The 25996-nt window shown below is 70.0% G+C and carries 23 protein-coding genes; 12 read left to right on the forward strand and 11 right to left on the reverse strand.

Annotated features, from left to right (window positions below):
* Positions 1 to 14: 14 nt before the first annotated feature.
* A complete protein-coding gene (locus JJ691_RS05070) occupies positions 15 to 1043 on the reverse strand; it encodes a phosphatidylinositol-specific phospholipase C domain-containing protein (RefSeq protein WP_211767638.1) in 1029 nt (342 codons plus the stop codon).
* A gap of 341 nt (positions 1044 to 1384) precedes the next feature.
* Between JJ691_RS05070 and icmF the strand changes: the two genes are divergently transcribed.
* Complete coding sequence (icmF, locus tag JJ691_RS05075; protein ID WP_211767639.1) at positions 1385 to 4612, forward strand: fused isobutyryl-CoA mutase/GTPase IcmF; 3228 nt, start codon at positions 1385 to 1387, stop codon at positions 4610 to 4612.
* A gap of 63 nt (positions 4613 to 4675) precedes the next feature.
* Here icmF and JJ691_RS05080 read toward each other — a convergent pair whose 3' ends face one another.
* Both JJ691_RS05080 and JJ691_RS05085 read right to left on the reverse strand, forming a co-directional pair.
* Positions 4676 to 5371 carry an SDR family oxidoreductase gene (locus JJ691_RS05080; RefSeq protein ID WP_211767640.1) on the reverse strand — a complete coding sequence of 232 codons (696 nt, stop codon included), beginning with the start codon at positions 5369 to 5371 and terminating at the stop codon, positions 4676 to 4678.
* A gap of 105 nt (positions 5372 to 5476) precedes the next feature.
* Entirely contained in the window at positions 5477 to 6349 is an 873-nt protein-coding gene (locus JJ691_RS05085; protein WP_249227691.1) for an oxygenase MpaB family protein, read from the reverse strand.
* Positions 6350 to 6524: 175 nt separating this feature from the next.
* On the opposite strand from JJ691_RS05085, the gene JJ691_RS05090 reads away from it, so the two are divergent.
* Positions 6525 to 7373: an SAM-dependent methyltransferase gene (locus tag JJ691_RS05090; RefSeq protein WP_211767642.1), complete on the forward strand. Its 849-nt coding sequence runs from the start codon at positions 6525 to 6527 to the stop codon at positions 7371 to 7373.
* Positions 7374 to 7428: 55 nt separating this feature from the next.
* On the opposite strand, the gene JJ691_RS05095 is transcribed toward JJ691_RS05090, so the two are convergent.
* Positions 7429 to 8583 (reverse strand): glycoside hydrolase family 88/105 protein, encoded by a 1155-nt coding sequence (locus tag JJ691_RS05095; RefSeq protein ID WP_211767643.1) that lies wholly within the window; start codon positions 8581 to 8583, stop codon positions 7429 to 7431.
* A gap of 176 nt (positions 8584 to 8759) precedes the next feature.
* On the opposite strand from JJ691_RS05095, the gene JJ691_RS05100 reads away from it, so the two are divergent.
* Positions 8760 to 9755: an MBL fold metallo-hydrolase gene (locus JJ691_RS05100; RefSeq protein WP_211771277.1), complete on the forward strand. Its 996-nt coding sequence runs from the start codon at positions 8760 to 8762 to the stop codon at positions 9753 to 9755.
* Between the two features lie 73 nt (positions 9756 to 9828).
* Here JJ691_RS05100 and JJ691_RS05105 read toward each other — a convergent pair whose 3' ends face one another.
* Positions 9829 to 10962, reverse strand: a complete 1134-nt coding sequence (locus tag JJ691_RS05105; protein WP_211767644.1) for an HNH endonuclease signature motif containing protein — start codon at positions 10960 to 10962, stop codon at positions 9829 to 9831.
* Between the two features lie 602 nt (positions 10963 to 11564).
* Complete coding sequence (locus tag JJ691_RS05110) at positions 11565 to 12425, reverse strand: SAM-dependent methyltransferase (protein ID WP_211767645.1); 861 nt, start codon at positions 12423 to 12425, stop codon at positions 11565 to 11567.
* A 140-nt stretch (positions 12426 to 12565) separates the two neighbouring features.
* On the opposite strand from JJ691_RS05110, the gene JJ691_RS05115 reads away from it, so the two are divergent.
* Both JJ691_RS05115 and JJ691_RS05120 read left to right on the forward strand, forming a co-directional pair.
* Positions 12566 to 13048 (forward strand): MarR family winged helix-turn-helix transcriptional regulator, encoded by a 483-nt coding sequence (locus JJ691_RS05115; protein ID WP_211767646.1) that lies wholly within the window; start codon positions 12566 to 12568, stop codon positions 13046 to 13048.
* A complete protein-coding gene (locus JJ691_RS05120; protein ID WP_211767647.1) occupies positions 13045 to 13863 on the forward strand; it encodes a VC0807 family protein in 819 nt (272 codons plus the stop codon). Before JJ691_RS05115 ends, JJ691_RS05120 begins: the two co-directional genes overlap by 4 nt.
* 5 nt (positions 13864 to 13868) lie before the next feature.
* On the opposite strand, the gene JJ691_RS05125 is transcribed toward JJ691_RS05120, so the two are convergent.
* Both JJ691_RS05125 and JJ691_RS05130 read right to left on the reverse strand, forming a co-directional pair.
* A complete protein-coding gene (locus tag JJ691_RS05125; protein ID WP_211767648.1) occupies positions 13869 to 15746 on the reverse strand; it encodes a S53 family peptidase in 1878 nt (625 codons plus the stop codon).
* Between the two features lie 100 nt (positions 15747 to 15846).
* Positions 15847 to 16344, reverse strand: a complete 498-nt coding sequence (locus JJ691_RS05130) for an Lrp/AsnC family transcriptional regulator (RefSeq protein ID WP_249227692.1) — start codon at positions 16342 to 16344, stop codon at positions 15847 to 15849.
* A 116-nt stretch (positions 16345 to 16460) separates the two neighbouring features.
* On the opposite strand from JJ691_RS05130, the gene JJ691_RS05135 reads away from it, so the two are divergent.
* The 3 genes from JJ691_RS05135 (at position 16461) to JJ691_RS05145 (ending at position 19852) form a co-directional block, all read left to right on the forward strand.
* Positions 16461 to 17552, forward strand: a complete 1092-nt coding sequence (locus JJ691_RS05135) for a thiamine pyrophosphate-dependent dehydrogenase E1 component subunit alpha (protein WP_249227693.1) — start codon at positions 16461 to 16463, stop codon at positions 17550 to 17552.
* Positions 17552 to 18565 (forward strand): alpha-ketoacid dehydrogenase subunit beta, encoded by a 1014-nt coding sequence (locus JJ691_RS05140; RefSeq protein WP_211767649.1) that lies wholly within the window; start codon positions 17552 to 17554, stop codon positions 18563 to 18565. The genes JJ691_RS05135 and JJ691_RS05140 overlap by 1 nt, the downstream gene beginning before the upstream one ends.
* Before the next feature lie 72 nt (positions 18566 to 18637).
* A complete protein-coding gene (locus tag JJ691_RS05145; protein WP_211767650.1) occupies positions 18638 to 19852 on the forward strand; it encodes a dihydrolipoamide acetyltransferase family protein in 1215 nt (404 codons plus the stop codon).
* Here JJ691_RS05145 and JJ691_RS52070 read toward each other — a convergent pair.
* Complete coding sequence (locus JJ691_RS52070; protein WP_249227694.1) at positions 19849 to 20352, reverse strand: hypothetical protein; 504 nt, start codon at positions 20350 to 20352, stop codon at positions 19849 to 19851. The two genes, JJ691_RS05145 and JJ691_RS52070, sit on opposite strands and share 4 nt — an antisense overlap.
* A 146-nt stretch (positions 20353 to 20498) precedes the next feature.
* The gene (locus JJ691_RS05155) at positions 20499 to 21407 is read right to left on the reverse strand and encodes an AraC family transcriptional regulator (protein WP_211767651.1); all 909 of its coding nucleotides are present in this window, start codon (positions 21405 to 21407) and stop codon (positions 20499 to 20501) included.
* Positions 21408 to 21500: 93 nt separating this feature from the next.
* On the opposite strand from JJ691_RS05155, the gene JJ691_RS05160 reads away from it, so the two are divergent.
* A complete protein-coding gene (locus JJ691_RS05160; protein WP_211767652.1) occupies positions 21501 to 22421 on the forward strand; it encodes an NADP-dependent oxidoreductase in 921 nt (306 codons plus the stop codon).
* Between the two features lie 142 nt (positions 22422 to 22563).
* Here the strand turns inward: JJ691_RS05160 and JJ691_RS05165 are convergent, their stop codons facing one another.
* Complete coding sequence (locus JJ691_RS05165) at positions 22564 to 23487, reverse strand: PAC2 family protein (protein ID WP_211767653.1); 924 nt, start codon at positions 23485 to 23487, stop codon at positions 22564 to 22566.
* A gap of 203 nt (positions 23488 to 23690) precedes the next feature.
* Between JJ691_RS05165 and JJ691_RS05170 the strand changes: the two genes are divergently transcribed.
* From JJ691_RS05170 to JJ691_RS05180, 3 genes are all read left to right on the forward strand, one after another.
* Entirely contained in the window at positions 23691 to 24323 is a 633-nt protein-coding gene (locus JJ691_RS05170; protein WP_211771281.1) for an HAD family hydrolase, read from the forward strand.
* A gap of 258 nt (positions 24324 to 24581) precedes the next feature.
* A complete protein-coding gene (locus tag JJ691_RS05175) occupies positions 24582 to 25598 on the forward strand; it encodes a beta-ketoacyl-ACP synthase III (protein WP_249227695.1) in 1017 nt (338 codons plus the stop codon).
* 115 nt (positions 25599 to 25713) lie between these two features.
* Complete coding sequence (locus tag JJ691_RS05180; RefSeq protein ID WP_211767654.1) at positions 25714 to 25983, forward strand: hypothetical protein; 270 nt, start codon at positions 25714 to 25716, stop codon at positions 25981 to 25983.
* The last annotated feature ends 13 nt before the right edge of the window (positions 25984 to 25996 follow it).

Consider the following 25996-nt stretch of genomic DNA (forward strand, 5'->3'; position numbering starts at 1 on the left):
ACGTGGCGACACCGTCAGCCGCGGGGGAGTACCTCGGGCAGCACGGTGGTCAGCTGCCGCCAGTCGGTGCCGACGACGCTGGCGCCCTTGCTGGCCATCAGCGCGACCCGGTCCTGGGCCTGCTGCACGGTCGGGTTGACGTCGTCGATGGCCGGCTTGACGTTCTCGGCGTCGGTCATGATCAGGTAGTAGTGGTTGTTGACGTAGAACGAGGTGTCGATGCCGCCGTCGATGTAGCCGCTGGCGTCGCCGTCGAAGACGACGAACCAGGGCCGCAGGGTGGTGTCGGTGTAGCGGGTGCGCGGGTCGCCGGCGGCGGCGTTGTGCACGGCCGGGAAGATCTGCGCCTGGGCCAGGTTGCCGCTGGCGGCGAGGCCCTTGAGGTACTGGGCGTACTCGACGTCGGTCCACAGGTGGTCGGTCGGGTTCTGCTCCTCGACCGTGCCCGGGATGATCTCCACCAGGACCTTGCCGGCCATCGAGGCCCGGGTCGGCCAGTTGTTGGCCTTGGCCGCGTCGTCCAGCGTCGGGTACGAGCCGAGCAGGTCGACCGGCCGGAACACCCGGCTGCCCAGGCTGTTCTGCACGTAGCTGTCGAGGCTGGCCGGGCCCATGCCGATGGTGGCGTCGAAGCCGGCCTTGAGCTCGATCTTCACGGTCAGCGGCCCGGCGTTCGGGTGCTGGCCCAGCCAGACGTTGATGTCGTCCAGGCAGTCGTTCAGGTTCTGGTTGCGCGTGCCGGTGTACAGGTTGGCGGTCGGCGTCTTGGCCTGCACGCAGTTGTTGTCGCTGCCGATCGGGTTGCTGTGGCTGACGTTCCACTTGTGCGTGAAGACGTTGAACCACGCGTCCAGCTCGACCAGGTTGGCGCCGGCGTCCAGCGACTGGGCCAGGTACTGGTAGGCGGCGGTGTCGTAGGTGTTGTGGATGCCCACGGTGGTTGCCTCGGACAGCCGCAGCGATCCCGTGCCGTCGGCCGTCGCGGTCCCGGCGGTCAACCCCGCCAGCGCCAGCACCGCCACCGCCACCTTGCTCACCCGCATAGCGATCTCCTCGAATTCGTCGCGGTCACGGGTGTGGCGGCACCCGGTCTGCGACCCTACGGCCGGCCGGCCGAGATCAACAGCCTCAACCGATAACCGCAGCGTGCCGGTCGCCGGATGGATGAACGCTGTTAACCCGGGTTGCCGGTTGGGTCGGATTTGCCCAGGTCGCGCCGTCATGTGAGCGGGGCCGCATCCCCAGTTAGTTGCACTCCCGATAGTAGGAAGGCAAAGTATTTGGGAGGCCACCCCCGAGGAGTCCCAGTGAGCGAGCTTGCGAGCGAACCATTCAACGCAGAGCGTCCGCGAACGCGGACACCGAGCGCTAGCGAGGTGCTGCAGTGAGCGGAGCAGTTGCTCTCCACCAGCCGAGCAACCCGGTCCGGTTCATCACCGCCGCCAGCCTGTTCGACGGGCACGACGCCGCGATCAACATCATGCGGCGGATCCTGCAGTCGCAGGGCGCCGAGGTGATCCACCTGGGCCACAACCGGTCCGTGGACGAGGTCGTCACGGCGGCGATCCAGGAGGACGCCCAGGGCGTGGCGATCAGCGCCTACCAGGGCGGCCACGTCGAGTACTTCACCTACCTGGTGCAGCTGCTGGGCGAGCGCGGCGCGGGCCACGTCAAGGTCTACGGCGGCGGGGGCGGCGTGATCGTGCCGCGGGAGATCGAGCTGCTGCACTCCCGGGGCGTGGCGCACATCTTCTCGCCGGCCGACGGCCAGCACATGGGCCTCGCGGCGATGATCAACACCATGGTCGAGGCCTGCGACCACGACCTGTCCACGCAGGTCCCGGCCAGCTGGGACGGCCTGTTCACGGGGGCGCAGGACGTGCTTGCCCGGGCCATCACGGTGATCGAGGCCGGCCGGCTGCCCGACTCGCTGCGGTCGGCCATGACCGACGCGGTCGGCGACCGGCGGGTGCCGGTGCTGGGCATCACCGGCACCGGCGGCTCCGGCAAGTCCTCGCTGACCGACGAGCTGGTCCGCCGGTTCCGCCTGGACCAGCAGGACAAGCTGCACATCGCGGTGCTGGCCGTGGACCCGACCCGCCGTCGCGGCGGTGGCGCGCTGCTGGGCGACCGGATCCGGATGAACTGTTTGGACCGCGAGCGGGTGTTCTTCCGCTCCATGGCGACCCGCCGGGCTGGGGCCGAGGTGCCGGACGGGCTGGCCGACGCCATCCTGGCCTGCAAGGCCGCCGGCGCGGACCTGGTCGTCGTGGAGACCCCGGGCATCGGCCAGGGCGACGCCGCGATCGTGCCCTTCGTCGACCACTCGCTGTACGTGATGACGCCGGAGTTCGGCGCCGCGTCGCAGCTGGAGAAGATCGACATGCTGGACTTCGCCGACGCGGTGGCGATCAACAAGTTCGAGCGCCGCGGCGCCGAGGACGCCCGCCGGGACGTGGCCCGCCAGCTGGTGCGCAACCGTGAGGCGTTCGGCTTCACCTGGCAGGACATGCCGGTCTACGGCACCAGCGCCGCCACCTTCAACGACGACGGCGTCACCGCGCTCTACCAGCATCTGGTGGCAGAGCTGGGATTCGAGCCGGGCGTGCTGCCGATCGTCGAGGGCAAGGTGTCCACCTCGGCGTCGACCATCGTGCCGGCGGCGCGGGCCCGCTACCTCGCCGACATCGCCGAAACCGTTCGCACGTACCACAAGCGGACTTCAGCGCAGGTCGACGCGGTCCGCAAGCATGGCCACCTGGTCGCCGCGCAGAAGGCCCTGGACGCCGCCGACAAGTCCACTTCGGACATCGCCGAGCTGGTGGCGGCCAGCGAGCGAAAGGTGGACCGGGACAGCGCCGACCTGCTGGCCGACTGGCCGCGCACGGTCGAGCAGTACTCCGGTGACGAGCTGGTGTTCACCGTGCGGGACAAGGAGATCCGCACCGCGCTGACCCGGGAGACGCTGTCCGGCAACAAGGTGCGCCGGGTCAGCCTGCCCAGCTTCGACGACGAGGGCACCCTGCTGCGGTGGCTGCGCAGGGAGAACCTGCCCGGCCGATTCCCTTACACCGCCGGTGTTTTCCCGTTCAAGCGGGACGGCGAGGACCCGGCCCGCATGTTCGCCGGCGAGGGCGACGCCTTCCGCACCAACAAGCGGTTCAAGCTGTTGTCCGAGGGCTCGGCGGCGACCCGGCTGTCCACCGCGTTCGACTCGGTGACGCTCTACGGCCGCGACCCCGACACCCCGCCGGACGTCTACGGCAAGATCGGCACCTCCGGCGTGTCGATCGCCTCGCTGGAGGACATGAAAACCCTCTACGGCGGCTTCGACCTGACCTCGCCGACCACGTCGGTGTCGATGACGATCAACGGCCCCGCGCCGACGATCCTGGCCTACTTCCTCAACACCGCCATCGACCAGCGCGTCGACGTCTTCCGGGACGAGCACGGGCGGGAGCCGTCGGACGAGGAGGCCGCTGAGCTGCGGGCGTGGGCGCTGGCCAACGTGCGCGGCACCGTGCAGGCCGACATCCTCAAGGAGGACCAGGGCCAGAACACCTGCATCTTCTCCACCGAGTTCAGCCTGCGCATGATGGCCGACATCCAGGAATGGTTCATCGCCAACAAGGTGCGCAACTTCTACTCGGTGTCGATCTCCGGCTACCACATCGCCGAGGCCGGGGCCAACCCGATCAGCCAGCTCGCCTTCACCCTGGCCAACGGCTTCACCTACGTGGAGTCGTACCTGGCCCGCGGCATGGACATCGACGACTTCGCGGCCAACCTGTCGTTCTTCTTCTCCAACGGCATGGACGCCGAGTACAGCGTGATCGGCCGGGTCGCGCGGCGGATCTGGGCCGTGGCCATGCGGGACCGCTACGGCGCCAACGACCGTTCGCAGAAGTTCAAGTACCACGTGCAGACCTCGGGGCGCTCGCTGCACGCGCAGGAGATGAACTTCAACGACATCCGCACCACGCTGCAGGCCCTGTGCGCGTTGTACGACAACTGCAACAGCTTGCACACCAACGCCTACGACGAGGCTGTCACCACTCCGACCGAGAGCTCCGTGCGCCGGGCCATGGCCATCCAGCTCATCATCAACAAGGAGTGGGGCCTGTCGATGAACGAGAACCCGTTGCAGGGCTCGTTCGTCATCGACGAGCTCACCGACCTGGTCGAGGAGGCCGTGCTGGCCGAGTTCGACCGCATCTCCGAGCGCGGCGGCGTGCTCGGCGCCATGGAGACCGGTTACCAGCGGGGCCGCATCCAGGACGAGTCGATGCTGTACGAGCAGCGCAAGCACAGCGGCGACCTGCCCCTGATCGGCGTCAACACCTTCCTCGCCCCGCACGCCGACGAGGGCCCGGTGGAGATCGAGCTGGCCCGCGCCACCGAGCAGGAGAAGGAGTCCCAGGTGTCGCGCACCCTGGACTTCCAGCAGCGCCACCGCTCCGACGCCGCCGACGCCCTGGCCCGGCTGCGGGCCGCCGCCACCAGTGGCGAGAACGTCTTCGCCGTGCTGATGGACGCCGCCCGGGTCTGCACCCTCGGCCAGATCACCGAGGCGTTTTTCGAGGTCGGCGGCCAGTACCGCCGCAACATCTGACCCGCGCCAGCACGTGAGTGGCTCACTTGGTTCCAGCGACCAAGTGAGCCACTCAGGTGTGTTTCATCGCGCCGTCACCGCGTCCAGGGGCTGTGACAGGGACGCCTTGAGCTGCCGGGTCCCCTCGTCGGCCAGCACCTCGACCCGGTTGTCCAGCAGCGCCTGCATGGTCTGCTCGGCCACGTCCTCGGCGGTGATCTTCGGCGCGTCGGTCCAGGCGCTCAGGTCGGTTTCCACGAAGCCGGCGTGCACGCCGACCACCAGCGTGCCCTGCTCGGCGAGGCCGGCGCGGAAGGCCTGGGTGAGCGACCACTGGGCGGCCTTGGAGGCGGCGTAGGCGGGCAGCGCCGGGCGGCCGGCCCAGGAGGCCAGGGACAGCATGTTGACCAGCGCCCCGCCGCCGTTGCGGGCGAGGATCGGCGCGAAGGCCCGGGACACGGCCCAGGTGCCGAGATAGTTGACCTCCATGATCCGCCGCGCGTCGTCGAAGGAGGCGGTCATGAGGTCGCCGGGGGCGCCGATGCCGGCGTTGTTGATGACGATGTCGACATCGCCGGCCTGCGCCGCCGCGACGGCCACGAGGTCGGGGTTGGTGACGTCCAGCCGCAGCGGCACGAGATCGGGGTCGGTGATCGTCGCCGGGTCCCGCACGCCGGCGTAGACCTTGGCCGCGCCGTGGGCCAGCAGCGCGCGGGCGAAGGCGAGCCCGATACCCCGGTTGGCCCCGGTGACCAGTGCGACGGATCCCTTGATGTCCATGGTCTTCCCCTTGTCCCAGGTCGGCGGTCCGCCACCGGATCGCCGTCGGGATCGACGCTACGCCTCTGGGTATATTTTTGCTACTCAGCTATGGCGTGAACCGGGTCACGCGTGTTCGCGCGGCGTCTCCATGATCCAGCGCAGGGCGCCGACCAGCGTGTGGCCGCCGGCGCGGACCGCGGTCGCCTCGGTCAACGGCAGGTAGGGCAGGCGCAGCGGCCACCGCGCCCAACCGGGCAGCATCGCCACGGAGGCCGCGGCCAGGACCCCGTAGGCCGGCCGCGCCGGCAACGGCAGGGGAGCGTTGAAGATCAGGAACCGGGCCGCGGCGCGGGCCTGCGGCGTGCCGGCCAGCTCCGGGCGGAACGCCCGTAACCGCTCGGCCAGCTCGGCCCGGCTGCGCGGCGGATCGGGCACGCCGAGCTCGACCGCGATCCGGGCCATGTCGGCCACGTAGCCGTCGGCGCCGGCCTCATCCAGCGGCACGGAGCCGTAGCGCTGGTGGCAACGCAGAAAACTGTCCACCTCGGCCACGTGCACCCACTCCAGCAGGTGCGGATCCGAGGCGGCGTAAGGCCGTCCGTCGGGCGTCGTGCCGCGCACACGCCGGTGCACCCCGCGGACGGTGGCGACGGCCCGCGTGGCGTCCTCGGCGGTGCCGTACGTGGTCGTGGCCAGAAAGGCGCTGGTGCGCTGCAACCGTCCCCACGGATCACCTCGATAGCCGGAGTGCGCGTCGACCGCCGCCATCGCCAGCGGATGCAGCGACTGCAGCAACAAGGCTCGCAGGCCGCCGATGAAGATGGCCGCGTCGCCGTGCACCTGCCGGATCGGCCGGTCCGGGCCGAACCACCGCGGCCCCGGCGTCGCCATGATCCGGTGGCGCACCTCGTCGGCGTTCGGCCCGGCGACCTTGCCCGAGAGCTCGCCGGCCAGCCAGAGCCGCACCTTCGCCAATTCTCTGTCCAGGACCTCCACGCCGGCCATTGTCCGCCCGATCCGGCCCGCGCCATCCAGTCCCTGCGCCGCCTCGACGACGCGTGCGGCGACTGCGTGATCGCCTGATCGAGTGAAACGGGACCGCGGCCGGAGTCCGTGAGCGCACGAGCAATACGCTGGCCCGGTCGTTGACCTGATCTGACGTGAGGAAGCCATGTCCGGGACGCCGCCCCTGTCACCCAGCCAAGTTCCGGTCGGAGTGGATCCGGCCCGGCCCAGCATCGCCCGGATCTACGACGGCTTCCTCGGCGGCAAGAACGTCTACGACGTCGACCGCGCGGTGATGGAGAAGATCAACGCGGTGGCCCCCGAGGCGGTCGACATCGCCCGCGCCAACCGCCGCTTCCTCGGCCGCGCGTGTCGATTCCTCGCCACCCAGACTGCCATCGAGCAGTACATCGACTGCGGTTCCGGGTTGCCGACCTCGGAGAACACCCACCAGATCGTGCAGCGCACCCGGCCGGACGCGACCGTGGTCTACGTGGACAACGATCCCGTCGTCCTCGCGCATGGACGGGCGCTGCTGGAGGAGAACGATTTCGTCCACATGGTCGAGGCGGACGTCTTCCAGTCGCAGACCGTGTTGACCGATCCCACCATCCAGCGGCACGTCGACTTCTCCCAGCCGCTCGTGCTGCTCCATGTCGCCACCCTGCATCACCTTGAGGGCCAGCACGCGCCCGAGGTGATGCGCCAGTACGTCGACGCCCTGCCGTCGGGCTCCTACGTGGTCTTCAGCCACTTCCTCGACCCGGAGAACGAGGCCACCCAGGTCGCGAAGAAGATCGAACAGGTGATGCTCAGCGGTCCGCTGGGCGCCGGCCGGTTCCGAAGCACGGCGGAACTGGCGGAGATCCTGAGCGGCCTGGAGATCATCCAGCCCAACGCCACCACCGGTCCGGGCATCGTCGCCTGCGACGCGTGGTGGCCCGACGGCCCCAGGCTGGCTCCGGCCAGTCTCGCCGCCCAGTGCATCGCCGGAGCAGTGGCGCGCAAACCCTGAGTCGTTCGCCGTTGACCTGCGGCGATGGGGATCGCCGCAGGTCAACGGAGTGGTGTCACGACCGGTTCATTTCCTCGTTCATCAGCAAAAAGGTGCCCAGGCCGTGCTGGTCGTTGGTGGTGCGTGGGCGGCTGTAGTAGCCGGACAGTGAGCCGGTCACGCCGGTGCCGGGGCAGATGTCGGCGATGTTGGCTCGGCCGTCCGAGCCCAGGGTGACCTTGGCCAGCACGCCCTGGTAGCCCTTCTGGGCCGCGGCTTGCAGGCTCGACGACACGTAGCCGGCGCGGACGGCCCGGGAGATGGCGTAGGTGAACATCGAGGAGGCGGAGGTCTCGGTCCAGTTGTTCGGATCCGAGCCCTTGTCGACTATCTGGAACCAGCGGCCGGTGGCCGGGTCCTGGTACTTCACGAAGGCGTTGACCAGCTGCTGGATGTTCTTGACCAGCGCGGCCCGGCGGGAGTCGTTGGCCGGCAGCACGTCCAGCACGTCGAAGTGGGCCAGCGCCACCCAGCCGATCGCCCGGGCCCAGAAGTACGGCGAGGTGTGGGTGGTCTTGTTGGCCCACGACGCCTTGCCGTCGGCCGAGTAGGCGTGGAACAGCAGCCCGGTCGGCGAGGTCAGGTGCCCGAAGTAGGTGGTCAGGTTGTGGGTGGCCTCCTGGAAGCAGTACGTCTGGTCGTTGTACCGCTGGCCGTAGCGGGCGATGAACGGCTGGGCCATGTACAGGCCGTCGCACCACAGCTGCTGGGTGAACGACGTGGAGTGCCACATCGCCCCGTCGCTCGTCCGGGGGTAGTTCGTGACCCGGGCGCGGATCTGCTGCGCCGCCTTCTGGTATCGGCTGTCGCCGGTCTCCTGGTGCAGGATCAGCAGCAGGTTGCCGGCCTGCATCGAGTCCAGGCTGTTGAACGAGTCGCTGATGTGGCCGCTGCCGTCGACCGAGTAGTCCACCCACTTCTTGATGTACGCCAGGTACGACGGCGTGCGCAGCCGCTGGTAGACGAGGTACGTGGCGTACAGGAACAGGCCCTGCGTGTACCCCCAGCCGCCCAGCGACTTCGGATCCGGGTTGCGGGCGATGGTCGAGTCCACCACCGCCTTCGACCAGTCGGTGGCCGCTGCCGAGGCGGTGCCGGTGGCAGCCGCCAGCGCACCGCCCGTCAGCACCGCCAGACGCCCGAAGGAGCGCCGCGAGATCGAGCCGGTCATGTAGTTCCTCCACCCCGAGCCCGGCGGCGACCCGACGTCGTTGTGGGAGTGGTTTCCCCGTAGACCTACACGGAGATCCGTCACAGCCGCAAGAGGCCGGCCGGGCCCCTGTGGCACACTCCCGAAAAGGGAGGTTGGCTTTGGCAACTGATATCGCTGAGGCTCGGTCGGCGTGGATGGAGCCCGGGGCGTTCGAGGTGGCGCCTGGGGTCTACCGGATTCCGCTGCCGCTGCCCAATGACGGCCTGCGCGCGGTGAACGTGTACGCGGTGGCGGACGGCGACGAGCTGGTGCTGATCGACTCGGGGTGGGCGCTGGAGGAGGCCCGCGAGCGGTTGGAGCAGGCGCTGGGCGCGATCGGGCACGGCTTCGAGAGCATCAGCCGGTTCCTGGTGACGCACGTGCACCGCGACCACTACACGCTGGGTGTGCAGCTGCGCCGGACGTTCGGCACGAGGGTCAGCCTGGGCGTCGGCGAGCAGCCGTCGCTGGAGGCGATCCTGGCCGGGCGGGTGGAGGGCCAGCTGAACGACCTGGTGCGCTGGGGCGCCAGGGACATGGCCGACCGGATGCGCGAGGGCATGAAGAAGGCCGCTGGTCGGGGCCGGCAGGACGACTACGAGCAGCCGGACGAGTGGATCCGGGGGGCCACGGAGATCCGCCTGAACAGCCGGACGCTGCGGGCACTGCCGACGCCGGGGCACACCGCCGGCCACGTGGTGTTCCTGGACCCCGAGTCGTCGCTGCTGTTCGCGGGCGACCACATCCTGCCGCACATCACGCCGTCGATCGGGTTTGAGCTGGTGCGGAGCGAGCTCCCGCTGGGGGACTACCTCGACTCGCTGCGCCTGGTCCGCGAGCACCCCGACATGCGCCTGCTGCCCGCGCACGGCCCGGTCGCCGACTCCACGCATGTGCGGGTGGACGAGCTGCTGGACCACCACCGCCGCCGCCTGGACGAGACCGAGCGGGCGCTCGGCGCGGACGAGGCGACCGCGGCGGAGGTGGCCGGCCGGATGGGCTGGACCCGGCACAACCGCAAACTGTCCGAGATGGACGGTTTCAACAAGATGCTGGCGATCGGCGAGACCTCGGCCCACCTGGACGTTCTGGTGCGGGACGGCCGCCTGCACACGTCCATAGTGGACGGAGTCGCGCACTACCGGGCTTAGGCCGTGTTTCTCCGACGAGATGGTCGTTGCTGCTTGCCGGACGGGGTTCGGTTCGTGGGCAGCCGTCACCTAGCTAGGCTGCCGCCCACCCGAATTCCGGTGCCCCGTCGTTGATCGTGACTGACCAGTGGCTGTGGTGGATCAGTCGATGATGTTGTCCGCAGAGCAGGACGAGGTTGTCCATGCTGGTGGGTCCGCCGTCTGCCCAGTGGATCACGTGGTGGGCGTGACATTGGCGTGGTCTTCGATGACAGCCGGGGAAGGCGCATCCCCGGTCTCGGATGATCAACGCCCGGCGGATCTGATGGGGAATCGTCCGGGTGGCACGGCCGATGTCGAGTGGCTGCGACTGGGCACCCAGCACCACGCGCAGAACGGTGCTGTCGCAGCCGATTCGCCGGGCGGAGGCGGCGTTGAGCGGCCCCGACCCGTCCATCTCGGCGGTGCCCCGCTGAGCGAGGAAGTCCGCCAGCGGCATGGTCAGGGCGAGGTGGGGCTTCTCGCCGCCCTCGTCGGGCAGGCTGTCGCTGCCGGCGGCGAGGTCGATGATCTCGGCGAGGGCGTCGCCCTGACGTTGCGCGGTGGTGCGGGTGTCGTCAGCGGAGGCCGGCTTGGCCAGCGTGCTGAGCATCGCTTCCAGCTGTGCGCCGCTTTCCGGGTCGAGCTTGCCCCGAAACACCATGGAACCGTCTTTGCGGTTCGTGTAGTGGAACTCGCGGTCGGGTTCGGCCAGGTCGGGGTCGTCGGGCTCTTTGCCGTCCTGGTCGAGCAGCTGCAGGATCCGCTGCCCGAGCATCCGCAGCGCCGCCCCGTCGAACACGCGCGCCTTGTCCAGCAGTTCCGCCTCGACCTTGTCCCGGTCGGGCTCGGGCGCTTCGGTCAGGGTCTTGTCCAGCACGGTCAGGTGCTGCTTGCTGAGCACCCCCGCCCGCGCCGCGTCGTGGATGCCTTGGCGGCGGAACAGCAACGCGTGCCGCAGCAGATCCCGCGCCTCCGCCCGAGTGATCTTCCACCGCGCCGCCAGATCCGCCACCAGCGCCCGCTGGTCATCCTTGCCTTGTGCGGTGCGGTTCCATAGCTCTGATACCAGTTCGACCTGTCGCACGTACTCCGCGCGCAGCCGGTCCTGGCTCTGTCGGCCGGCGGCCCACAGCGATCCCTCGTCCATGCGCCACCACTCGGCGTCGGCGGTCAGGGTCGCTTCCATACCCCCGATTCTACCGCCTCAAAGTGATCGATTCCCGTTGTGGGGCAAGGATTACCGGTGTGGGTGACAAAATCAGGCAAGCGCTTTCCGGCCTGGCTGTGGTGGGCTGGTAGCGGTCCGGCGACGACGATGTGCGGCGGGCTGGGGAAGGAGCGTGAGGCGGTGCGACGGCGATGACGCGCGGTGGGGTGAACAGGGCGTGGGGCGGTGCGGGGCAAGTGCACTGGCCGCTCGGCAACCGGCGCCTGCCGCTCGCGGCCAGGGGAATGACATGCCGGCTAACGGCAACCGCGCGGTGCGGACGCCCGAGTCACAACCGCGCCTGGCCAACGGCAACCGCGCGGTGCGGACACCCGAACCCCACCCCACCCCCGCCACCCCGCCCCACGGCAAGACAACCACCCGAGCCCGCCCCACCCCAGTCCACAGCCTTCCCTAAACCCAACCCCACACCCAAACCGCCAGCAAACCACCCAACCCCACCACCCACCCGACCCAAGCGAACTGGCCAACCATCCACGCAGGCCGGCAACCACCCACCCACCACCCACCCGAACGACAACCGCGCGGTGCGGACACCTGAACCACAACCGCTCCCGGACCTACCCCTTGGTAGCGCTGATCAGGACGGTGTGCCGCAGGCCGACACTGCCCGGCCCGAGCGGCCGGCCGTAGCCCTCGGCCACCGGCCCGATGGGCGTGCTGGTGACCCGCCAGCCGTGGTCGGCCAGCCATCGCACCGGCGGGAACACCTTGTCCTCGGGCCACATGTCGGTGACGTTGAGGCCGAACTGCTCGGACATGTCGGCCATCGGCGGCTCGGTGGCCAGTTGTCGGATGTCGGCGTCGATGTGCTCGATGGCGAACCGGCTGCCGGGCGCCGAGAGCCGGTCCACGATGCCGAACAGGCGCTCGACGGCGTCGTCGGGCAGGAACGGCAGCAGTCCCTCGGCCAGCCAGGCGGTCGGCGCGGACTGGTCGAAACCGGCCCGCAGCAGCGCGGTGGGCCAGTCGTCGCGCAGGTCGACGGTGACGTGCCGGACGTCGATCCGGGCCGCGACGCCGTGATCGCCGAGCACGTTCTGCTTGAACTGCAACACCTTCGGCACGTCCAGCTCGTACACGACGGCCTCGTCCGGCCAGTCCAGCCGGTAGCCGCGCACGTCGAGGCCGGAGGCCAGCAGCACGGCCTGGGCGGTCGGCTCGGCGGTGAAGAACTCGTCGAAGTACCGGGACCGCACGGCCAGATAGTCGGCCATCGCCGACCACGGGCTGTCCGGCGTCGTTTCCTTCGGGTTTGTCGGCATCGCCATCGGCGGTCGCGCGGCGGCGACGAAGAGCTCCGCGTACGGATCCGACATCAGCCGGTTCTCGCGGTGGCTCTCGATCGCCCGCGCGGCGGCGACGCCCAGCGCGGTGATGCCGACATCAGTGACGATGTCCCAGTCGGCCTGTTGCGTCATCGGTGACCCCTCCCGACATCGCGTAGTCAGTTGTGCACGCAACGTATCACTTAGTGGGACTAACCAACCTTGTGAGGCGGGTCACGCAACTGAACGAAACTGATTGATGGAGTCCATCAACTATCTGTACAGTCGTCGGCATGGTGCACCGGGAAGAGGTGGAGGGCCTGGTCGCCGCCCTGTTCGTGGTCAACAACGGCCTCACGCGGGCGGCCAAGCAGCGGCCCAAGGCCAGTGAGCTGCGGCTGTTGCAGGCCGTGGCCATGCACGAGGGCAGCCGGCCCTCGGAGCTGGCCGAGCGGCTGGGCGTGGACCGGTCGCTGGTCACGCGGCAGCTGCGTGACCTGGAGGACGAGGGCAAGGTGGCGGTCCGGCCCGATCCGCGCGACGGTCGGGCGTTCGTCGCCGAGCTGACCGAGCGGGGCCGCCAGGAGCTGACCGAGCTGACCGAGTTCGGGATGCGTCGGTTCGAGGCCTTCGTCGCCGACTGGGATCAGGCCGAGGTCCGCGAGCTCACCCGCCTGCTGTGGAAGTTCGAGCACAGCAAGGCGGCCGTGGTCGAGAAAGAACAGGAACAGCGGCCCGAGCGTGGCCGCCGGCGGAGCAGGGGGGACAACGAATGAACAAGGCCCGGATATTACTCGTCGCGCTGCTGGACATGGCGGTCGACATCGTCGTGCCGACGGTCGTTTACCTTGTCCTGCAACCGTTCGGGGTGCCCTCGGTGTTGTCGCTGACCGCCGGCGGCATCCTGGTCGGCGGCAAGGCGGCCTTCGGTAAGCTGTCCGACACCGGCGAGCGTGACACCATTCTGTTGCTGGCCAGCACAATCGCGTCGCTGGCGGTCATGTTCGGCCTGTACGCGGCCGGTGTGACCACGGCGATCGCCCTGGCCGCCGGAGTTGTGGTCCAGGGCATCGGTGTGGCGACCTCGATCCTGCGCCGTCGCCGGCTGGACGGCTTCGCCCTGCTGGTGCTGACCGAACTCGCCCTCGGCGTCGCGCTCAGCTTCGTCACCAGCGGCGATCCGCGGTTCCTGGTCGCCCGCCCCGCCTTCTACACCTTCCTCGCCGCCGGCTACGTGTTCGCGACTGTCTTCCGTGGCAAGGCTTTCCTGTACGTCGTGGCCCGGCCGATGGCCGTCGCCGGCGACCCCAAGCGGGGCCTCGCCTACGACCGGGCCTGGCGGAACTCGGCCGAATTCCGCCGCCTGGAACGGATCGGCACCGCCGCCCTCGGCTTCGTGCTGCTGGCCGAGTCGGTGCTGCGGGTCGTGCTCGCCTTCCAGTTCAACGCCGACGAGGTGATGGCCTCCAGCCTCGTCTCCCAGCTCCCGGTGATCGGCCTGTTCGTGCTGTTCATCATTGGTATCAGGGTGATTCTGGTGCCGAGGCTGACCCGCCTGGTCGAAGCGGAGATGCCGGCTCACCCGGCGTGAGCCGACTACCCGCAGAACGCCATGAGGAAGCCCGCCGCGGGGGAGCCGATGCCGGTCACGGTGTCGTAGCCCTTGCCGTTGACCAGTCCGGCGGCAGTGGCCTGCCCCTGGGTGATCAGGGTGGTGGTGGCCGGGCTGTTCCGGCTGCCCAGGGTTGTCGTGACAACAGTCGCCGGGTCGGTGCTGCCCGGGAAACGGTCGGTGATGTCGCGGAACGCCTTTGATCCGTAGAAGAGCGGGTTGGCGAATCCGAGCGGCTTTCCGTGGCGGGCCTGGATGACCAGGGCTTCCAGACCGGCGATGAGCGGCGTGGACAGACTGGTGCCCGCGTTGACGCCGGTCCGGTATTCCGGAGTGCCGCCGGGAGTGCTGGCCGGGTAGGACAGGCCGATGGCCATGCCGGTGTGGAAGTCGCCGAGCGCCGAGATGTCCGGCACTGTGCGCATGGGTTTGCCGTTGTGCGTGCTCAACGCGGGCGGGACGACTTTGCTCTGGTAGACCGGCTGCGGGATGTCGGTGCTGACCCCGCCGCCGGCTCCGCTGCGGAACGGGCCGGGCAACGCCGGAGTCCAGGTCTTGCCGTCCGCGGCGAGGTCCGAACCGGTGTCCTCCCAACCGATTTCGCCGGCGTACTCGTCGTGCGGCCCGACGGCGAGCGTGGTGCCGCCGACGCAGGTGACCCAGGCGCTGGCGCACGGGTAGTCGAGTTCAGCGGTGCCGTCGGGCTTGCCACCGCCGTCACCGGACGGGAAGTTCACCGAGATCCCTTCCACGGCGGCCTGCTGGAAGTCCTGCTCGGCGGCGTCACGCAGACCCGGCGCGGGTGCCTCGCCCGGCAGCGCGCCCATGGTGTACGAGCTGGTGAGGACGTCGGCGAGACGGTGGTCGACGATGTTGTCGATGGCGTCCAGCACCCGGTCGCCGGTCACGCTGCCGGTGCCCATCACCACGGTGACCTTGGCCTCCGGGGCCATCGCGTGCACGGCTTCGAGATCCATCGCGCCCTCGTCGTCCCCGAGGATCCGACCGTCCGCACCGTCGGCCGGGATGTCCAGGGTCAGCTGCCCGGGCGCGAAAGCCTTGTCGCCGTAGGACTGCGCGTACCTGTTGGCGTCGCTTTCGATGGTCGGCGACACGATGGACAGGATGATCGCGATCGACGTGCCCGCGCCGGCGAGCCCGCTGCCGGTGACGTGATACGCGCCGCGCAACTGCTCGGGGGAGTAGCCACAGGGCTCCCAGGCTGGCGTTTTCCCATAGGCAGCCGGCAATCCGGTCGCGGGCTTCTCGCCGTAGTACTGCGAGCAGTTGCCGGCGGTCTCGTGGGCGGCGTTGCTGTGGGCGGGGTCCAGAGTCGCCGCGTTGAGCCCGGTCACGCCCAACACCGTTGATCCGAGGTTCGCGGGCACGCTCATCGGCGTGGCCGGAGCCATGGTCGTGAGGCCATCGGTGTGGAACAAGTCGAGTCTGGTGGCGAAGGCCGTCTCGGCCTGGGCGACGGTGCCATGGACGACGACGGCGTGCGCGTCACCATCGGTCACGGCGAGGCCGGTGGACTGCAGCCAGTGGACGACGGCGTCGTGCTGCGCGGGCGAGGTGCCGTAGCGGGCGAGAGTGTCAGCGGCGCTGAGAAAATGGCCGTAATTCGCGTTGCCGGGGTCCGACACGGCGGACGCGTAGGCGGCGAGACCGGCCGGGTCACGGCCCGCGAGCAGCACGTGCGCGGTGACCTGCTGCCCGGCGGGGGCGTGCCCGACGTCCTGGCCGGTCGGCGGCACGAACGGGAGCTCGTGGCGGTCGCCGGCGAGCGCGACTCCGGAGGTGCCCGCCGTCACCGCCATCACGAGCACGGCGACCGCCAGGGTCTTCTTCGAACGCTTCAACGCCAAACCCCTTCGGTAAACGACGTGGTGGCGTCAGCGTGCTCGAAGGTTGTGAGGAAGTGATCAGCGGAATGTGAGGCCGATCGTCATCCCACCGACCTCATCCCCATTGGGGTCCGAGGCCCGGCTCCTCCTCGAACACCAGCCAGGTCCGGGTGCCGCGCACGCCCTTGACGCTCTGGATCTTCTCCAGCACCACCTCGCGCAGGGCCAGGTTGTCCGGGGCGTGCACCAGGGCCAGCACGTCGAAGTCGCCGCCGACCAGGGCCAGGTGCTCGATGTAGCGGATGCCGCGCAGCGCCTTGGCCACCGAGCGCCAGGTGTTCTGCTCGATGGTCAGCAGCACGTACGCGCTCGTGCCCAACCCTGAGCGGCGGGGCGAGACCTCCGCGGTGAAGCCGGTGATCACCTGGTCGGCCAGCAGCCGGTCCAACCGCGCGTAGGCGCTCGTGCGCGAGATGTGCACGCGCTCGGCCAGGGTCCTGATCGACATCCGGCCGTCCCGCCGCAGCTCGGCGATGATGGCCCGGTCCACGTCGTCCAGCTCGGCGGCCGAACGTCCGGCCGGCGATGGTGTGACCTGAGTCTCGATGGTCAAATGGCTCTCCAGGCGACGCTTGGGCGGAAATCTGTCACGGATCTTCCGCCAGTCTCGGACAAGGAGCTCAGAATGTCGAGAAAGCGCCTGCAAACGTCTGCCGAAGGAGGACCCCGGTGTCCGACCACATCGCCACGGACCTGCTGCCCTCGGCCACTCCCGTCCGCTACCTCGCCGAAGACGGCACCACCGTCGACGGACCCGCCGGCTACACCCAGCCCGGCGTCGAGGAGCTGCGCGAGGCCTACCGCCGGATGGTGGTGGGACGCCGCTTCGACACCCAGGCCACCGCCCTGACCAAGCAGGGCCGGCTGGCCGTCTACCCGTCCAGCCGCGGCCAGGAGGCGTGCCAGATAGCCGCCGCCATGGTGCTGCGCGAGGACGACTGGTTCTTCCCGACCTACCGCGACACGATGGCGATGGTCTCCCGGGGCCTGGACCCGGTCGAGGCTCTCGGCCTGCTGCGCGGCGACGCTCACTGCGGCTACGACCCGAACGCCACCCGCACCGCCCCGCAGTGCACCCCGCTGTCCACGCAGACGTTGCACGCCACCGGCCTGGCCTATGCCTTGCGGCGCAAGGGAACCGACAGCGCGGTGCTGGCCCTGATCGGCGACGGCGCGACCAGCGAGGGCGACTTCCACGAGGCGCTGAACTTCGCCGCGGTGTTCGAGGCGCCGGTGGTCTTCCTGGTGCAGAACAACGGGTTCGCCATCTCCGTGCCGCTGGAGAAGCAGAGCAAGGCGCCTTCCCTGGCGTACAAGGGAGTCGGTTACGGCGTGCGGGCCGAGCAGGTCGACGGCAACGACCCGGTGGCCATGCTCGCCGTGCTGCACAAGGCTTTCGAGCACGCCCGCGCCGGCCGGCCGTTCCTCGTCGAGGCGCACACGTACCGCATCGAGGCGCACACCAACGCCGACGACGCCACCCGCTACCGGGACAGCGCCGAGGTGGACCGCTGGCTGGACGCGGATCCCCTGGCCCGCCTGGACAAGCACCTGCGCCTCATCGGCGCCCTGACCGACGAGGACGTCGCCGTGGCCCAGGCCGAGGGCGAGCGGCTGGCCGCCGACCTGCGCGGCCGGATGAACGCCGAGCCGCACCTGGACCCGCTGGCGATGTTCGACCACGTGTACGCCCGGCCCACCGCGCAGCTCGTCGAGCAGCGTGACCAGCTGGCCGCCGAACTCAAGGCCCAGGAGGGCTGATGGCCGCCACCACCATGGCGCAGGCGCTCAACCGCGCGCTGCGCGACGCGATGACCGACGACGAGCGGGTGCTCGTGTTCGGCGAGGACGTCGGCCAGCTCGGTGGCGTCTTCCGCATCACCGACGGCCTGACCAGGGACTTCGGTGAGCTGCGCTGCTTCGACACGCCGCTGGCCGAGGCCGGCATCGTCGGCTTCGCGCTGGGCATGGCGATGGGCGGCTTCCGGCCCGTCGTGGAGATGCAGTTCGACGCCTTCGCCTACCCGGCGTTCGAGCAGATCACCTCGCACGTGGCCAAGCTGCGCAACCGGACCCGCGGCCACCTGTCGGTGCCGATGGTGATCCGCGTGCCCTACGCCGGCGGCATCGGTGGCGTGGAACACCATTGCGACTCCAGCGAGGCCTACTACGTGCACACCCCGGGCCTGAAGGTGGTGTCGCCGGCGACCGTCAACGACGCGTACACCTTGCTGCGCGAGGCGATCGACGACCCGGACCCGGTTGTCTTCATGGAGCCCAAGAAGCTGTACTGGTCCAAAGAGGACATTGAGCTGCGGCGGATCGACGAGCCGCTGGGGCATGCCGCGATTCGCCGGCACGGCAAGGATGTCACCCTCGTCGCCTACGGTCCGTCGGTGCCGGTGGCCATGCAGGCCGCCGCGGCCGCTGCCGAGGACGGCGTCGAGCTGGAGGTCGTCGACCTGCGGTCGCTGGTGCCGTTCGACGACGACACCGTGATGCGGTCGGTGCGCCGGACCGGGCGCTGCGTGGTCGTGCAGGAGGCCTCCGGCTTCGCCGGGTTCGGGGCCGAGATCGTGGCCCGGATCCAGGAGCGCTGCTTCCACTCGCTGGCCGCGCCGGTGATCCGGGTGGCCGGCTTCGACATCCCCTATCCGCCGCCGATGCTGGAGCACTCGCACCTGCCCAGCGTGGACCGGGTGCTGGACGCCGTGGACCGGCTCCAGTTCGACGACGAGCCCGACCACCGGTATCTCACGGGGGCCCACTCATGACCGCCGACACACTCTTTGCCGTGGAGGCGGAATCATGACCGCCGACACACTCTCTGCCGTGGAGGCGGAATCATGACCGTGGAACAGTTGTTCCGGCTGCCCGACCTGGGGGAGGGGCTGACCGAGGCCGAGGTCCTGGGCTGGAAGGTGGCCGTCGGCGACACCGTGCACGTGGACCAGGTGGTGATCGAGGTGGAGACGGCCAAGGCGGCCGTCGAGGTGCCGGTGCCGTTCGAGGGCACCGTGCTGAAGCTGTTCGCCGAGGCCGGTTCCGTGGTGTCGGTGGGGGAGCCGCTGATCGCCGTCGGCGCGGCCGCTGCCTCCTCGTCGGAGGAGACCGGCGGCTCCGGCAACGTGCTGATCGGCTACGGCACCAAGGAGGAGCAGCCGCGGACCCGTCGCCGCCGGTCCAAGGCCACCGCGGCCACCGCTGCCGTGGCCGTCGCGGTCGCCGAGCCCGCCGTCACGCAGGCGCCGCGGGTGATCTCCCCACTGGTCCGGAAACTGGCCCGGGACAACGGGATTGACCTCGCGGCGGTCAAGCCGACCGGCCCGGACTCGATCATCCTGCGCAAGGACGTCGAGGCCGCCGTGGCCAAGCCCGCGCCGGCCGTCGACGGCGAGCGGATCCCGCTGCGCGGCATGCGCCGGGCCATCGCCGAGAAGCTTTCCCGCAGCCGCAGCGAGATTCCTGACGCCACCACGTGGGTCGACGTCGACGCCACCGGTCTGATGGAGGCCCGCAAGGTCATCGGCGTCGGCGTGCTGGCTCTGATGGCCCGCATCTGCGTGGCCGGGCTGGCCCGGTATCCCGAGCTCAATTCCACTGTGGACACCGAACGGCAGGAGATCGTCCGGCTCCGGAGCGTGAATCTGGGCTTCGCCGTGCAGTCCGATCGCGGGCTCGTCGTCCCCGTCGTTCGCGGCGCCGACCGGCTCACCACTTCTGCGCTGGCCGCCGAGCTCACCCGCCTCACCGAGCTCGCCCGAGCCGGCGGCCTCGGCCCCGAGGACATGACCGGCGGCACCTTCACCCTCAACAACTACGGTGTGTTCGGCGTCGACGGCTCCACCCCGATCATCAACCATCCCGAGGCCGGTCTGCTCGGCGTCGGCCGCATCGTCGACAAGCCCTGGGCCGTCGACGGCCAGCTCGCCGTGCGCAAGGTGACCCAGCTGTCCTTCACCTTCGACCACCGGGTCTGCGACGGCGGCGTGGCCGGCGGCTTCCTCCGCTACGTCGCCGACTGCGTCGAACGCCCCCTGGTCCTGCTACAGGGCCTCTAACCGGCGCTGTGCATGACCTCCAGCCCGGTCATGAGAATGCCCAGGATCAGTGCGATGACCGACAGGATCACCCCCACCGCCGCCGTCGGCTTGCCCTTGCGGTTCCCGACCAGGCCCACGATCCCCAGCACCAGCCCGCCCACCCCGAACGGGATCGGCAGGTAGTGCCGCCCGGGATCGAGATTGATCGGGAGCAGCCACACGACGCTCCCGACGAGGCCGAGGAGCAAGGACACCACCGCCAGGCCCGGCCCAGTCGCCGGGCCTGCGGGCCGTGGCGCGCCGGAGAATCCGGGAGCGGGGGCGGACCAGGGCTGCTGGACATAAGGCTGCGGCGGCATCGGGGCTTGCTGAGGGAACTGGCCGGGTTGGGCAACCGGGCCCTGCGGCGGAACCTGAGCCTGCGACGCTGCCGCGCCGGGGTCCTGCTGAGCTAAGTCGCCGGTGGGCGGTGTGCTCGGGCTCTGGCCGGTCGAGTCGGGCTGCGACTCCTGGGTCATTGGGACTCCCTCGCTGGCAGGACAGCTTCGGCGACAAACCTAGGCCAAATCACGCATCGAGACCGGGCCGACCGTCCTTTTGTCGCACACGCGCCACGACGGACCGGGATGATGGTTTCGGCGGGTGAGCGAAGGGTCGGCTACTGTCATCCCGCTGTTCGCCGGTACCGGCCTGGTGGCGTGCCGTGGATGCGTTTGAATGCCGTGGCGAAGGCGAATTCCGACGAGTAGCCGACCTCGGCGGCGATGCTGTGTAGCGATGCGGTGGTGTCGCGCAGCAGGCGGGCCGCGGTGGTCATGCGCCACCAGGTGACGTACGTCAGCGGCGGTTGCCCGACCAGGGCGGTGAACCGGCGGGCGAACGGCGCTCGGGACAGTCCGGCCTTGGCGGCGAGACCGGCCACGGTCCACGGATACGTGGTGTCACGGTGAATCGCGTGCAGAGCGGCGGCGACCGGTGGGTCGTTCAGCGCCGCGGCCCAGCCGTCGGGGGCGTTGTCCGGCTGCTGCTGGATCCACGTGCGTAGGACGTACACCAGCAGGGTGTCCAGCAATCCGGGGATCACGGCGTCCGAGCCGAGGCCCGGCTCGGCCAACTCGGCGCCGAGCAGCTCCACCGCGGTTCGCAGCCGCGGGTGCTGGCCGGCGTCGGCGGGCAGGTGGACGATCTCCGGCAGGCTCAGCAGCAACGGATGGGCCCGTGCCGGATCAAGTTGGTACGCGCCACAGAGGACGATGGTGTCCGCCGGCTCGACGGGTTCGGCGTGGTGCCGGGCGAACCGCGGATCGCAGGGCTCCGCGGGCACCGCGGTCGTCGGACTGTCGGCCAGCGCGTGCCCGCCTCCATGGGGCAGCAGGACGACATCGCCCGCTCGCAACGGGATCGGGTCGGCCGAGACGGGAACGAGCCAGCAACTGCCCCGCAGCACCACCTGGAAGCCGGATGCCCCGGGCACCGGTCCGAACCACTGCCCCCAGGGCGCACGCCCGGCGACCCGGGCCGACCGCGGTTGGCCGGTCCGCATCACGCCGATCACGTCGCTGAGCATGTCCACCCGGCCACCCTAGTCGCGCCGACGAGACGATCAAGTAGGAAATCGGGACTCAGCCGCATGGATCGTCTCGCACGGTCGTCGTAGGTTCGCGACATGAAGATCGCTCGATTCCACCGCCACGGTGACGCGTCGGTCATCCGCCACGACGACGTCGAGGTTCCGCGGCCGGGACCGGACGAGGTGTTGCTCAAGGTCGCGGCCACCTCGTTCAACCCGACCGAGGCGGCTCTGCGCGCCGGGCTCCTGCGGGAGATCACGCCGGTGTCGCTGCCGTACGCCCTGGGGTGGGATGTGGCGGGCATCGTCGTGGCGACCGGTGCCGAGGTGAGCGTGCCCGCGGTCGGCGATCATGTCATCGGCTGGCTCGACGGCGGCGCCGCGGCCCAGTACGCCACGGCGCCGGCGCATCTGCTGGCACCCGCACCCACCAGGATTCCGCTCGCCGACGCCGCTGCCCTGCCGCTGGCGGGACTGACCGCGTGGCAGGCGGTCTTCGACCATGCTCGCGTCGTCGAAGGACAGCGCGTGCTGGTCAACGGGGCCGGCGGAGGCATCGGTGGGTTCGCCGTCCGCCTGGCCAAGCACGCCGGGGCGCAGGTCATCGCCACCGCCGGCCCGCGCAGCGCCGACCGGGTTCGCCGGCAGGGCGCGGACCACATCATCGACTACACCACCACCGCTGTCGGCCTGGCCGTGCGCGACCCCGTCGACACGATCATCAATCTGGTGTCGGTCGGCCGTCCGCAGGCCGAGGAACTCATCGCGCTGGTGCGTCCCGGTGGCGTCATCGTGTCGGCCACCACCCCGATTCCGCCGGCGTCCGACACCCGGATCACCGCGACGCACTTCGTCACCCGCAGGGACACCGCCCAACTCGCCGCCCTGACGGCACTCGTCGACAAGGGCGTGGTCGATGTCGAGGTGACCCGGTCCTATCCGCTCGCCGAACTCGCCGACGTCCACCGACTCGGCGAGGCCGGCGACCTCCACGGCAAGGTCACGATTGTGCCCTGACCGAACGCGCGGTTATGCCGCCGACCCGAACTGCTTTATGCCCGCCAAACAAGCGCGGATGATATTTGCTGGTGCGAATAAATGATTCACGTGAAAAAGGCGGCGGAGTGAACTCCGCCGCCTTGCGCCTACTGGTGGACAATCACCGGCCCAGCGGTCCGGGCGGGCCGTCGCCGCGCTGACCGGGGCCGCCGCGGCCACGGCGGCGCAGGTAACGCTCGAAGTCGGCGGCGATGGCGTCGCCGCTGGTCTCGCTGAGCTGGTTGTCGGCGTCGGCGTCGCCGCGCTCCTCGAGGGCCCGCACGTAGTTGCGCACGTCCTCGTCCTCCTCAGCCATCTCGGTGACGGTCTGCTCCCACTCCTCGGCCTGCTCCGGCAGCGCCCCGAGCGGCACCTCGATGTCCAGGGCCTCCTCGACGCGGTGCAGCAGGGCCAGGGTGGCCTTGGGGGCGGGCGGCTGCGAGACGTAGTGCGGCACGGCGGCCCAGAACGAGATGGCCGGCACGCCGGCCTGCACGCAGGCGTCCTGGAACACGCCGACGATGCCGGTGGCACCCTCGTACCGGGAGCTCTCCAGGCCGAACTTGGCCGCCGAGTTGGCGTCGTAGGCCATGCCGGTGACCGGCACGGGGCGGGTGTGCGGGGTGTCCATCAGCATCGCCCCGAGCGTCACGACGGTGGTCACGCCCAGCTGCTCGACGTAGCCGATGAGCTCGGCGCAGAACTTGCGCCAGCGCATGTTCGGCTCGATGCCGTGCACGAGCACCACGTCCACCGAGGACCCCGGCGGGCGGCACACCGACAGCCGGGTGGTCGGCCACTCGATCCGCCGTGTGATGCCCTCGACCATCCGGACCGTTGGTCGCGTGACCTGGAAGTCGTAGTAGTCGTCGGGGTCGAGTTCGGCGAGGGGAGTGGCGTCCCAGGTGAGTTCGAGGTGCTCGATCGCGGTGCTGGCGGCGTCGCCGGCGTCGTTCCACCCTTCGAAAGCGGCGACGAGGACGGGGTCGACGAGCTGACGCTGCTCGGCCGAGGCGTCCTCTGGGTTCAGGTCCGGATCGGTCACCGGCCCAGCCTACGACCCAGCCCCGACCGAACTCGTTCGGTGCACCTCATAACTGCCCGCGCGTCGCGACGGCCGGGGATGTGGCGCTGGCCGCACCGGGTCCGCGAACGGCTGGTCGGCGCCCCTGGCTCGGTTACCGTTGGCGCACTGACTCCGACAGGCGGGAGAAACCGGTGCGCAGGCCGGCGGCGGTGCTGTTCGACATGGACGGCACCCTGATCGACTCCGAGAAGGTCTGGGACGTCTCGCTGGCCGACCTGGCCACCCACCTGGGCGGGGCGCTCACGCCCGAGACCAGGGCGGAGATGATCGGGTCCAACATGGACCGCACCATGGTGCTGATGTTCGAGGACCTGGGGCTGTCCCTGGAGCCGGTGGCCATGGACGAGGCCGGCCGATTTCTCACCAAGCGAACAGAGGAGCTGTTCCACGACGGCCTGCCGTGGCGGCCGGGGGCGGCCGAACTGCTCGCGGCGGTGCGGGCGGCGGGCGTGCCGACGGCGCTGGTCACCTCGACCGAGCGGGCGCTGACCGAGATCGCCCTGGACACGATCGGCCGTGACTTCTTCGACGTGACCATCTGCGGCGACGAGGTGGACGGCCGGAACAAGCCGCTGCCCGAGCCCTATCTGAAGGCGGCCCGGCTGCTGGGCGTGGACCCGGCCGACTGCGTGGCGGTGGAGGACTCGCCGACCGGGTCGGCCTCGGCGGCGGCCGCCGGCTGCACGGTGCTGGTCGTGCCGTGCGACGTGGACGTGCCGATCGGGCCGGGCATGGTGCACCGGGAGACGCTGGTCGGCGCGGACGTGCCGGCGCTGCGGGCACTGTTGTCCTGACTAATCGCCCCTACGACTGGTATGTCGCCCGGCCGACTGGCATTCTGGCTGGCACTACCGGGGACGAGATGGGCGCCGCGGGCCACCGCGGCCCGCGGCGCCTGATTTCTTTTACCGGCCTATTATGCGAAACGAGACCGGATCGTTTTGCGGTGTGGCGTACGTGACCGTGTCGGACCGGGTTGGCGAATTGCCTTACCGATCAGTAGCGGATGTCCTTGTGGGAACGTCTCTTTCCCGAGGACAGGAGTCGCCACTGTGAGGGCGTCCATTCGCACCAGCGCTCCCGCGCGCCATGCCGCCATGCTCGGCATCGGCGTGTACCGGCCCCGGCTGGTCGTGGACAACGACGAGGTGGCCGGGCTCATCGACTCGTCCGACGAATGGATCCGCACGCGCTCGGGAATCGAGCGCAGACGCTGGGCCGGCGAGGACGAGACTATCGTCGAGATGGCCACGGCGGCGGCCGCCATGGCGATCGAGCGCAGCGGCGTCGACCCGGCCGGGATCGGCTGCGTGCTGCTGGCCACCATCTCCAACCTCAAGCAGACGCCGGCCGCGGCCAGCGAGGTCGCCACCCGGGTCGGCGCGGTCAACGCCGGCGCGATGGACATCTCGGCCGCCTGCGCGGGCTTCTGCTACGGCCTGGCGCTGGCCGGGGACATCGTGCGCGGCGGCAGCGCCGAGACCGTGCTGGTGATCGGCGTGGAGCGGATGACCGACCTGATCGACCACCGGGACCGGGGCACCGCGTTCCTGTTCGCCGACGGGGCCGGCGCGGCGGTCGTCGGTCGCAGCGAGGAGCCGGGCATCGGCCCGGTGGTGTGGGGCAGCGACGGCACCCAGGGCGAGCTGATCAGCCAGGACCACAGCTGGCTGGACTGGCGGGACCAGCTGGCCAAGGACCCGTCGACCGAGGCGCCGGCGCTGCGCATGAACGGCCAGCCGGTGTTCCGCTGGGCGACCGTGGAGATGGCCAAGGTGGCCCGCCGCACGCTGGAGGCGGCCGGCGTGGACGTGGCCGATCTCGGCGCGTTCATCCCGCACCAGGCCAATGACCGGATCACCCAGGCACTGGCCAAGTCGCTGCGGCTGCCGCCGACGGTGGCCGTCGCCCGGGATGTGGTGGAGCAGGGCAACACTTCCGCCGCGTCAGTGCCGCTGGCCATGGAGGCGCTGCTGTCCTCGGGCGAGGCCCGCAGCGGCGACACCGCCCTGTTGCTGGGCTTCGGCGCCGGACTGAGCTTCGCCGGCCAGGTGGTCGTGCTTCCCTAGCTTGTTGCATATGAGTTGCAGTTAGCGTTCAAGTGAACTGATCAGGTTCTCCACGCGAAGTGATCTGGTGACCCGACTCGCGCCAGTTCGCCCCTTCTGTCTGGAGAACCGGATCATGACAAGTCTTTCCCCACTGTCGCGCCGCCGCCTGTTCCGCGGCGCGCTGGCCGTCGGCGCCGCCGGCGTGGTCGGCGGTGTCGCCGTCGAGGCGTTCACCACGGGCGCGTCGGCGCAGACCGAACAGTCGGCACAGGCCGCCGGCGAGCCCGTGGTGGCGCACGTCCGGGACGTCGCGTCGGGGGACATCGACATCTTCGTCGGCACCCGGGTGGTCCGGCTCAAAGACCCGCAACTGGCCGCCCGCCTGGCCCAGGCCGCCCGCTGACGAGGAGAGACCG

The sequence above is a fragment of the Kutzneria sp. CA-103260 genome, from assembly GCF_018263855.1.
In the GTDB taxonomy this organism is placed as follows: Bacteria; Actinomycetota; Actinomycetes; order Mycobacteriales; family Pseudonocardiaceae; genus Kutzneria.